Raw genomic sequence first — 9,848 nt, 5'->3', positions numbered from 1 at the left:
GGCCGCCCTGGCCAGCCCCTTCTTCGCGGCGGTGGCCGGCGAGGGCGGGATGCTCTACTCCTGGGAGGGCTACGAGAAGTCGCTGAAGGAAGTCGGGTTCGACCAGGTGCGGCGCACCCGCTGCGCCGAGGCCATCACCCCGCACGGCATCATCACGGCGGTCAAGTGACCGGCCGGGCGCTCGACGCGGGCCTGGTGGAGGACCTCGTACGGCTGCGCGAGGACCTCCACCGGGAGCCGGAACTCGGGCTGGACCTCCCGCGGACCCAGGCCAAGGTACTCGCGGCGCTCGACGGGCTGCCCCTGGAGATCACCACCGGCAGCGGTCTGACCTCCGTCACCGCCGTGCTGCGCGGCGGCACGGACGCGGGGGACGGCGACCGTCCCGTCGTCCTCCTGCGCGCCGACATGGACGCGCTGCCGCTGACGGAGGCCAGCGGCGTCCCGTACGCCTCGAAGATCGAGGGCCGGATGCATGCCTGCGGGCACGACCTGCACACGGCCATGCTGGTCGGCGCGGCCCGGCTGCTCGCCGCGGAGCGGGACCGACTCCACGGCGACGTGGTGTTCATGTTCCAGCCCGGTGAGGAGGGGCATCACGGTGCGCGCCTGATGATCGAGGAGGGGGTGCTGGACGCGGCCGGACGACGTCCGGTCGCCGCGTACGCGCTGCATGTGGCCTCCTCGATGCTGCCGTCCGGGTGGCTGCTGACCCGCAAGGGCCCGCTGCTGGCGGGCGGCGACGCGCTGCGGGTGACCGTGCGGGGCCGGGGCGGGCACGACTCCCAGCCGCACCTGCTCAAGGACCCGGTGCCGGCCGCCGCCGAGATGATCCTGGCGCTGCAGACGTACGCAAGCCGGGGCTTCGACCCCTTCGACCCGGTGCTGCTCTCGGTCGGCAGCGTCCACGCGGGCACGTCGGCCAACATCATCCCGGACGAAGCGGAGTTGAAGATCGGCGTCCGGACCTTCGGGCCGGGGGCCAAGGCCCAGGTGGTGGACGGGGTGCGGCGGGTGCTGGAGGGTGTCGCCGCGGCCCACGGGGTCACGGTGGCCGTGGAGCACGCGATGGACTACCCGGTCACGGTCGTGGACGCCGCCGAGGCGGACTTCGCGGCCGGCACGGTCGAGAAGGTGCTCGGACCGGACCGGCTCGTCTGGGCGCCGAACACCCTCAGTCCGTCGGAGGACTTCTCCTTCGTCCTGGACCAGGTGCCGGGGGCGATGCTCTTCCTCGGTGCCTGCCCGCCCGACCGTGACCCGGGGTCGGCGAGCTTCAACCACAGCCCCGACGCGGTCTTCGGCAACGAGGTGCTCGGGGACGGCGCCCGGCTCCTCGCCTCGCTGGCCGCGGACCGGCTGGCCGCGGCCGGCTGACGGGGTCCGGGGAGGAAGGCCGGCGCGGCTCGGGGCACGGCTCAGTCCTTAGCCCCGAGCCGCGACCGCAGCTCCAGGTTCTCCTTCTCCAGCCGCACGAGTCGCTCGTACACGTGCTCCAGCGCGTCGGAGAGTTCGGACTCGGAGAACCGCGGGGTGATGTGCTGGGGGCAGTTCCAGGCGAGGCCCTCGACCCGCACGACGAGCAGCCACTCCGCGTGCCCGTCGGTACGCGCGTCGCCCGACCGGCCGACGAGGTCCGGGAATTCGGCGGGATCCCTGATCTCCGCGCGGCCGAACACTTTCAGCCGGGTCCGGTGTGCGTAATCCATGAAGAACAGCGAAACCCGGTCATTTCCGCGAATGTTTCCGGCCGTGATGTACTGCCGATTGCCGCGTACGTCGACAAAGGCCAGCGTCTGCGCGTCCAGGACGTGCACGAATCCGGGCGGCCCGCCGCGGAACTGGATGTACGGCCAGCCGGTCTCGCTCACGGTGCCGAGGTAGAACCCGTCGCGGGCCTCGATGAATTCGGCCTCGTCGGCCCCCAGACGGTCGGCCCGCCCGGCGTCACCTGCGAGAAGCCGCGTCATGGCCGTGGCGCTCCCCCGCTCTTCCTGGACGCGTCGGACGTTTTCCGTGAAGGCCAGATGGGCGTAACGGCTCATGCGGCGCCGCCTCCATGTCGACAAAGCAGCTGGGCCTGCTGAAAGAGCAGCGAAGAACACCCTAGTTCAGAACTCCCGGAACACTCCACACATTCCCTGAACACACTGCACGGACAGCCCCGCCACGACGCCCGTCACCTGGGCATCAAATCCTCCACGAGTTCCCTCATCTGCTGCGACGGGGAGATGCTGAGTTCGCGTTCGAGCAGGTCCTTGTAGTGCTGGTAGCACTTGAACGCGCTGGCCACATTGCCTTCCGCGAGGTGCACCTCCATCACGATGCGGTGGGCGGTCTCGCGGACCGGGTCGATGCCGACGGCCGCCAGGGCGACCTGCAACGCGGGGACGAACCGATGGTCCGCCTGAAGCTGCTGGGCCAGAGTCTCCAGGGCGTGCAGCCGCAGTTGGTCCCACCCTTCCCGTTCGAGGACCAGCCAGTCCTCCGGCCACTCCGGCAGCAGCTCCTGGCGCAGGGCGTCGATGAGCCCGGCCTCGGTCCCGGGGGGCGGGCGGTGCCCCGCGGTCACCTCGTCACCGGCCCGGCACGCTTCGTGCAGGTCGACCCGGACCGTCGGCGCCAGGCGCAGGCTCTGGCCCACGGCTTCCACGACGGACGCGGCACAGGCCCGTCTGGCGTGGCACAGAGCGGACCGCAGGTTCCCCGCAGCCCGGCCCGGTGTGCAGTCGGGCCACAAGTGCTCGGCCGCCCAGGCCCGCTGGGCGCCGTCCTTCTGCAGTGCCAGGAAGGCCACCAGGCGCTGGGCGCCCATGGGCAGGGCAATCCTTCGGCCGTCACATGACAGTTCGAATGCCTTCAGCAGCTGAAGACGCACATCGCTTCCAAACACTCCACCACTGTGCCGTCAGCATGGGACAGGCGCATGTGCAGCAGGCATCGGCCGACCGAGGGTTCGGAGTGGATACGCCCAGGTCAGGTGCGTTCCGGTAGCGGATACAGGACGAGAAACGCCACCGCAACGCCGGGGGGACGCAACCGGCACGCCTCGGACTACGCGGCGACGCCGGGCCGGGAACGGGGCGGCCGGGCCGCTCTGTTGTTCGTTCAATGACAGGGCCCGCCGGGTACGGCTCGGCGACCCGCACAGGAAAAGAATCCGGTTCCTGCCGCACAGGCCCTGACCAGACCGTCCACGGGCCGGGCGGTCCCCGGGCACGCCGCACGGACGACGCGGTGACGTCCGGTCAACGGATGAGCAACGGTGTGCTGCGACGGTCGAAGGCAGACATGCTCCGTTCCCGCGTACATGCCCGCTCGGCAGCGCCGACGCACGGCGGAGAAGTGGATCGATGGACGTTCGCTCCGTACTCAACGGCATCCCCGCCGAGGACGACCTTCTCGGTGACCCCCGGGTGTGCGTCGCGGTGCTGGACGGACCGGTGGATCTGTCCCATCCGTGCTTCGCGGGCGCGGATCTGACGAGACTCGACACGCTCGTGCAGGACGACGCGGGGCAGGGGCTGATGTCGCTGCACGGCAGCCACGTCACCAGCCTGCTGTTCGGGCAGCCGGGCACTCCGGTGACCGGCATGGTCCCACGCTGTCGCGGGCTGTTGCTGCCGATCTTCCGGGACACCGCCGAGGGAAGGGTCCCTCAGCTGGACCTGGCCCGGGCGATCGAGCAGGCCGTCGAGCACGGCGCGCACGTGATCAACATCAGCGGGGGGCAGCGCAGCGCCGACGGGCAGTCCGAGGGCATGCTGGAACGGGCGCTGCGGCTCTGCGACGACCGAGGCGTCCTGGTGGTGTCGGCGGTCGGCAACGACGGATGCGACTGTCTCCAGGTACCAGCGGCCTTCCCGTCCGTGCTCGCCGTGGGCGCGTCGGGGACGGACGGGGAGCCCCTGGAGACGAACAACTGGGGTGCGGTGTACCGCAGCAACGGTGTCACCGCGCCGGGACAGGACATCGAGGGGGCCGCCCCTGGCGGCGGCGTGCGGGCCCTGACGGGGAGCAGCTTCGCCACACCGGCGGTCACCGGTACCGCCGCTGTGCTGCTAGGCGCTCAGCTACGGCAGGGGCACCGGCCCGATCCCAAGGCGGCGGGCCAGGCCATCCTGAGCACCGCACAGGCCCCCGCCTGTGTCCCGGAGGATGCACCCCACTGCCGCCGCCGGCTCGTCGGCCGGCTGGACGCGCCACGGGCCTACGAGCTGATCACCGGTGCGGGTGCCCCATCGGCAGCCCCGGGCAACGGATCGCGGGCCGACGTGGCCCGGCCGCACGAACCGGCACCGGCCGCTCGGCCCGAGCACGAGGACCAGGGCGAAGACGACGTACGCGAGGGAGCTCACGCCATGGAAACGAACCAGCCGAACCCGGTCTCACCGCAGGACAGCACCTTGGCAGGCCGGAACGCGGCCCCCGCCGCGAACACACCGCCCGGCTTCGCAGCGGGCGGCGAGGCCGCGCCGCCCGCCGTGCTCCCCGCCTGCGGCTGCGGCTGCGGCGGCGCGGGAGCCGGGGCGGGGCCGGGAGCTGGCGGTGAAGCCCCGGGCCGGCAACCGGCGGCAGTCGCGCCCACCGGCACCAACGGTGACTGGGGAGGGAACACGCCGACCGGGACCATACCCGTGCCCGAACGCGAGGCGGCCGGCGGCGTTCCCGAGCCGTCCGGTGCCGGCGTCGCCGCCGCCTGCGCTCCGGCACCGAGCGGTGCCCCGGCGCCCGGCACCGTACTGGCGCCCGGGACCACCCCGCCGCCCCTGGTCTACGCGATCGGCAGGATCAACTTCGACTTCGGCACCGAGGCCCGCCGCGACAGCTTCCGTCAGCTGATGGGGTTCGTCACCCTGCCGGAACCGGACAGCGAGGGCAGGCCCGTCTACCGGGAGGCGAACCCGTACGACCCGAAGCAGATGCGCGCCTATCTCTCCACCAACCCCTGGGCGTCCGACAAGCTCATCTGGACCCTGGAGATCGACCGCACCCCGATCTACGCGTTGGAGGCCGAGACCCCCTTCGGGATGGACTGGGGCGGACCGATCGAGCCACCCGAGGGTGCGCGTTCCGACAGCCTCACCGACACGTACTACCCACCGGTGTCCCGGGTCTACAAGCTGTTCCGTGACGCGATCTGGGGGCAGGTCGGCGAGGAGCCCCTGAAGGGCCCGGACGAACCGACGGGCCCAGGCTCCGCGCAGCAGTTCGGCGGCATCGTCCCCGAGCCGGCCAAGCACTACATCTCCCGGGTGTCGGTCCCCGGCGTGCTGACCGGGGAGACCGTCAGGCTGTTCTCCGGTCAGCGCGTCCCGAAGCTCCGGGTCGACGCGCGAGGTGTCTATCTCTGGAACGAGACCGAACTGGTCAACGCCGTCATCGAGGCACTCAAGAAGCACGCGCACCAACATCCGGAGACGCTGCTGCCCCCGGAAGAGGTGAAGATGACCATCCGTGCCTTCCTCGACAAGGTCTACTACCAGTTCCGGAACCTGGGGCAGACCTCCGCCGACCGTGCGCTCAACTACGCCGGGACCAACGCCTACAACTTCGGCCAGGAAATCGCGAAGGGGCTCCTGTCGTCCACGTACGTGCCCGCGGCCCCCGAGGCCAAGAAACACCTCTACACCCTGGACACCATCACCGTCCGGAAGAGCGCCTTCGAGCGCATGGGGTCGGACTGCCAGGACGTGATCGTCAGTTTCATCGACCCGGAGAACGACCGGCGTGCACGCGTCTCGTATCTGTTCCCCGTCGACGTCAACGAGCCGGTCCCGATCACGCTCGGCCCGGTCCACCGCTTCCTCGGTGACTTCTGAACGGGCTCCGCAGCCACTCGCACCGCGAACCGAGGTCCGCCATGACAGAGAAGAAACCGTCCCCGACGACGCTGCCGCTCCAAGCCCCGCCGATCGTGCGCGCGGAGGGCACAGACCCAGCCGTGCACGCGTCCGGGCAGGGGGTTGAAGCCGCTGTCAAATGCAGCCAGCTCACCGGCGTGGCACGACAGATGTGTCTCGCCTCGCGCGGCATCCGCATCTGACGGAAGGGACCAGGCGCCCTTCCGGCCCCGGGAAAGGAAAGAGAGATGTTCGACCGCATCGAGCAGAACGAGCAGGAGAAGGGCACCAGGCTGCCCACCTCCCTGGCCATGCCCCAACAGGCACCGCCGGTCAACCGCAGCCGCACCACGATCCCCGACCCCGAAGAGGGCTCCGGCGTCGAGGCGAACGGCCTCCTGCGGATGATCCTGGGCATCTGACCTCCCCGCACCGCCCTGACGGACGAGACGGCCGCCCGGCCGCCCCGCCACAACGGAAAGGAGCACCACCATGTTCGAACGAACCGAGCAGAACGAGCAGGAGAAGGGCACCAGGCTGCCCACCTCCCTGGCCATGCCCCAACAGGCACCGCCGGTCAACCGCACCCGTACCACGGCCGCCGACCCCGAGGACACCTCCGGCGTCGAGGCCAGCTTCAATCTGGGCAGGTTCCTCAAGAACGTGCTCATCTGACACCGCCTTGCGAGCCGCGCCGGCGCCTCCGGGCGCGCACCGGCCACCGGCGCGGCACCCCCTGAGCGTCCCGGGCGGGGCGGGACGGGAAGGTGACCGCCATGGAACTCAATCTGCCGGTTCAGCGGGTGATCGACCGCCGGAAACGGTTGGAGCCGTTCCGGGTGCGCACGCCGTTCAAGGACAGCGACGGCACTCCGAGCGTGATGGAACACGAAGTGGGCGGTGCGCACGGGCACGACCCCAGTGACCCGAGCCTGTGGCTCTGCGGCCCCGCCCTGGGCTTCGGGTGCGACCCGGCACCAGGCGCCGACTGGGCCGACCCTCCTGACATCCTCTGAGGGAGGAACGATGAACGACGATCCCGTACGAGAACTCCCCCGTCCCGCGCCGGTGGTGCCGCTGTTGCCGCAGCAGACACCCGCGGTCGACCGTACGTCGGCCCCGGCGCAGCGCTACGACGACCCCGCCGGCGTCGAGGCCGACTTCCTGCCCATGCTCGGCGTGCTGGGTCGCCTCCTCATATGAGGGCCCCTTGGTACGACGCCCGGCCGCGCCGACGCGGTCGGGCGCCCTTCACAGAACGACTCGGCTCGACAGCGAAGGGGAGAACGATGGCTTTCGCGGGAATCGACCGGTCTGCCTACCCGGGCAACGCGTTCATGGCAGGGCTCATGACGCACACCAATCTGCTGTGGACCGGCTTCTACCTCGCCCCCGCACCGTCACACCCGGAGGCCAGCTGGATGGAGCGCCGGGCGGACCTGCGGGCGATGGGCCCGGGCTGGGGCATAGCACCCGTCTACGTGGGGCAGCAGCATCCGTCCGGGCCTGGCTCCCACACCCTGACCGCGGCCCAGGGCAAGAAGGACGCCCGGGACGCGGCGAAACTCGCCGACAAAGCCGGATTCACCGACGTATGGGAGAAGACGCTGCCGGGAGCGCCGAGGATCTACCTCGACATCGAGATCGGCGGGAATCTGCCGGCGAACTTCCTCGCGTACGTCAATGCCTGGTGCGAGGTGATCCGTTCGAACGAGACGGCCTATCTGCCGGCGGTCTACTGCTCCTTCAAGGACACCGGGGCGCAACTGCTGGCGGCCAACCCCGATCTGACCGTCTGGGCGTTCAACATCAACCAGTTCCTGCACCATCACAACCAGGCGCTGGTGGCGCCCGACAAGTTCCGTGTCCCCGAGCCCACGCAGTCGGGATTCGCCCAGGCCACGGCTTGGCAGTGGATCCAGGGTTTCGCCTCGATCACGACGAAGCTGCCCGACGGCAGCACCAAGACGGTGGCCAACTGGGATCTCGACTCGTCGGACGCCCCGGATCCGTCCCATCCGGCCCGCCAGTGGGACGCGGACGCCAACACCTGGGTCGTCACCTGACGCCGCCCGGCCTCACCGCGGCTGTGACAGATCGATGGCCCGGTCCACGTCCTCGGGCCGGAGCACCCGCAGGATCCCTTCGAGCAGGTAGTAGTCGGCGTAGGGCAGCGAGATCTCGATGCCGTCCTCGGCGGGGCGGTTCCGGGTGCAGCGGGCCACGACCGCGTCGGCGCGGGCCGAGTTCGTGGTCAGGCAGGTCTCCGCGAGCGCGGTGAGCAGGCGCAGGGCCGCCTCCCGGTAGGTGTGCCGGCCCGTCGCCGCGTGCAGGTCGAGCAGGCCGCAGGCCATGACGGCGCCGGCGGAGGCGTCCTTGATGTCGTACGGCTGTTGCGGCGCGCGGTAGTCCCAGACCGGGACGTGGTCCGGGGTCAGCGCGCCGATGGCGAAGTCGGCCAGCTTCCGCGCGGTATCCCGGAATTCCTTGTCGCCCGTCCGCCGGTACATGGTGGTGAACCCGTAGATCCCCCATGCCTGCCCGCGTGACCAGCAGGAGGCCGGGCTGTAGCCCTGGACCGTGTTCGGGCCGATGGGCGCGCCGGTGTCGGGGTCGAAGTCGTAGACGTGCGGGGTGGATCCGTCCGGGCGGGGGAAGAAGCGCTGCGCGGTCTTCGCGTGCTGCACGGCGATGTCCAGGTACGTGGTGTCGCCGGTCTGCCGGCTCGCGAACACCAGCAGGTCGAGGTTCATCATCGTGTCGATGATGACGCGGCCCGCGTTGGCGCGGTCCGTCAGCGCGCCCCAGGCGCGGATGAACCTGCCGCGCGGGTTGTACCGCTGTATCAGGGAGTCGGCCGCGCGTATCGCGCCGGCCCGCCACATGTCGTCGCCGGTCAGTCGCCAGGCGGTGACCCAGGAGGGGGAGAAGAGGAATCCGAGGTCGTGGGTGCTCGTGTCGTACTGGCGGGGGGCGAGGTCGCGGGCCGAGTCGAGTGCCCACGCGCGGAAGGAGTCGTCCTTGCTGTGGAGCCAGGCCATCCACAGCGTTCCGGGCCAGAAGCCGCCCACCCAGTCCCCGTTGCGCGAGTACGTCCACTTCTCGAACCTGGTCCCGACCGGGAAGCCCGTCACGCCCGGCGCGACGGCGCGGACCTTCTCGACGGCGTAGTCCGCCGCCGCCCGGAGCGTCCGCAGGGTCGCCCCCGCCGGCTGCCGGTCCGCCGCCTCCGCGGCCGGCACCGCGGAGGCCCCTACGGCCGCCGCACCGGCCGCCGTCGCCAACAGCGCACGCCGGGAAACACTCATGCTCGCCCTCCAACTCCGCCTCGGACATGAGAAGTTGGCCGAGCTTTGCACAGCACCTCCGGCGATGTACACCCACGTGAGCACAGTTCATCAGCGTGAACGCCGAGGGATGCGCCCCCGCACGACGAAGGAGAAACATGACCGTTCACTGGGTGAAGCTCGAACTGGACGTCGCCGCGTTCGACGCGCCGCGCTTCGAGACGTACGTGTCACGGTGCCGCGCGGACGGCATCCGCCTGGCCACCCTCGCCGAGCTGGGCGACACGCCGGAGCATCGCCGGGCGCTGTACGACCTCAACAAGGAGTGCTCGGCGGACATCCCGGAGCGCGGCGAGTTCTACTCGTTCGAGGAGTACGCCGAGCGGCGCTTCGAGGCCGCCGGTTACGACCCGCGGGGCGTCGTGATCGCCCTGGACGGCGAGACGTGGGTCGGTATGGCGGCGACGTCGGTCCACGGGGACTTCGTGTTCAACGAGATGACCGGCGTACGGGCCGGCTACCGGGGGCGTGGCATCGCCATCGCCATGAAGACGCTCGGGCTGGAGTTCGCCAAGCAGTGCGGAGCGGCCACGGTCCGGACGTTCCACCACCCCGCGAACGCGAGCGCCATAGCCATGAACCGCAGGATGGGCTTCGTGGACGCGGAGGACTGAAGCCGGCGGGGGGCGGGGCGGTGGGGGGTTGAGGGCGCCGGGGG

At 70.7% G+C, this 9,848-nt stretch carries 11 protein-coding genes; 8 read left to right on the top strand and 3 right to left on the bottom strand.

Annotated features, from left to right (window positions below; all coding sequences use genetic code 11):
* The first annotated feature begins 165 nt into the window (after nucleotides 1-165).
* Nucleotides 166-1,377 (top strand): M20 metallopeptidase family protein, encoded by a 1,212-nt coding sequence (locus CCN44_RS34230; RefSeq protein WP_059255956.1) that lies wholly within the window; start codon nucleotides 166-168, stop codon nucleotides 1,375-1,377.
* Between the two features lie 41 nt (nucleotides 1,378-1,418).
* On the opposite strand, the gene CCN44_RS34225 is transcribed toward CCN44_RS34230, so the two are convergent.
* On the bottom strand, nucleotides 1,419-2,045 hold the full coding sequence (locus tag CCN44_RS34225) for a pyridoxamine 5'-phosphate oxidase family protein (RefSeq protein WP_059255954.1): 627 nt from the start codon (nucleotides 2,043-2,045) through the stop codon (nucleotides 1,419-1,421).
* A 134-nt stretch (nucleotides 2,046-2,179) separates the two neighbouring features.
* Nucleotides 2,180-2,815 (bottom strand): AfsR/SARP family transcriptional regulator, encoded by a 636-nt coding sequence (locus CCN44_RS34220; RefSeq protein ID WP_079081415.1) that lies wholly within the window; start codon nucleotides 2,813-2,815, stop codon nucleotides 2,180-2,182.
* Between the two features lie 538 nt (nucleotides 2,816-3,353).
* Here CCN44_RS34220 and CCN44_RS34215 point away from each other — a divergent pair.
* From CCN44_RS34215 to CCN44_RS34200, 6 genes are all read left to right on the top strand, one after another.
* Nucleotides 3,354-5,822 carry a cyanobactin maturation protease PatG family protein gene (locus CCN44_RS34215; RefSeq protein ID WP_086702244.1) on the top strand — a complete coding sequence of 823 codons (2,469 nt, stop codon included), beginning with the start codon at nucleotides 3,354-3,356 and terminating at the stop codon, nucleotides 5,820-5,822.
* Between the two features lie 269 nt (nucleotides 5,823-6,091).
* On the top strand, nucleotides 6,092-6,265 hold the full coding sequence (locus CCN44_RS44690) for a hypothetical protein (protein WP_158103191.1): 174 nt from the start codon (nucleotides 6,092-6,094) through the stop codon (nucleotides 6,263-6,265).
* A 70-nt stretch (nucleotides 6,266-6,335) separates the two neighbouring features.
* Entirely contained in the window at nucleotides 6,336-6,518 is a 183-nt protein-coding gene (locus CCN44_RS34210; RefSeq protein WP_059255950.1) for a hypothetical protein, read from the top strand.
* A 92-nt stretch (nucleotides 6,519-6,610) separates the two neighbouring features.
* Entirely contained in the window at nucleotides 6,611-6,859 is a 249-nt protein-coding gene (locus CCN44_RS34205) for a hypothetical protein (protein WP_143650159.1), read from the top strand.
* 10 nt (nucleotides 6,860-6,869) lie between these two features.
* The gene (locus CCN44_RS44685) at nucleotides 6,870-7,046 is read left to right on the top strand and encodes a hypothetical protein (protein ID WP_158103190.1); all 177 of its coding nucleotides are present in this window, start codon (nucleotides 6,870-6,872) and stop codon (nucleotides 7,044-7,046) included.
* A gap of 86 nt (nucleotides 7,047-7,132) precedes the next feature.
* Nucleotides 7,133-7,909: a glycoside hydrolase domain-containing protein gene (locus CCN44_RS34200; RefSeq protein WP_059255946.1), complete on the top strand. Its 777-nt coding sequence runs from the start codon at nucleotides 7,133-7,135 to the stop codon at nucleotides 7,907-7,909.
* 12 nt (nucleotides 7,910-7,921) lie between these two features.
* Here CCN44_RS34200 and CCN44_RS34195 read toward each other — a convergent pair whose 3' ends face one another.
* A complete protein-coding gene (locus CCN44_RS34195) occupies nucleotides 7,922-9,151 on the bottom strand; it encodes a glycoside hydrolase family 88 protein (RefSeq protein ID WP_059255944.1) in 1,230 nt (409 codons plus the stop codon).
* Nucleotides 9,152-9,288: 137 nt separating this feature from the next.
* Between CCN44_RS34195 and CCN44_RS34190 the strand changes: the two genes are divergently transcribed.
* Nucleotides 9,289-9,804 (top strand): GNAT family N-acetyltransferase, encoded by a 516-nt coding sequence (locus CCN44_RS34190; RefSeq protein WP_079081413.1) that lies wholly within the window; start codon nucleotides 9,289-9,291, stop codon nucleotides 9,802-9,804.
* Nucleotides 9,805-9,848 lie beyond the last annotated feature (44 nt).

It is taken from the genome of Streptomyces tricolor, assembly GCF_002155905.1.
Lineage (GTDB): Bacteria > Actinomycetota > Actinomycetes > Streptomycetales > Streptomycetaceae > Streptomyces > Streptomyces tricolor.
The sequence above is the reverse complement of the archived record's forward strand: the minus strand, read 5'-3'. Positions and strand labels throughout refer to the sequence as shown.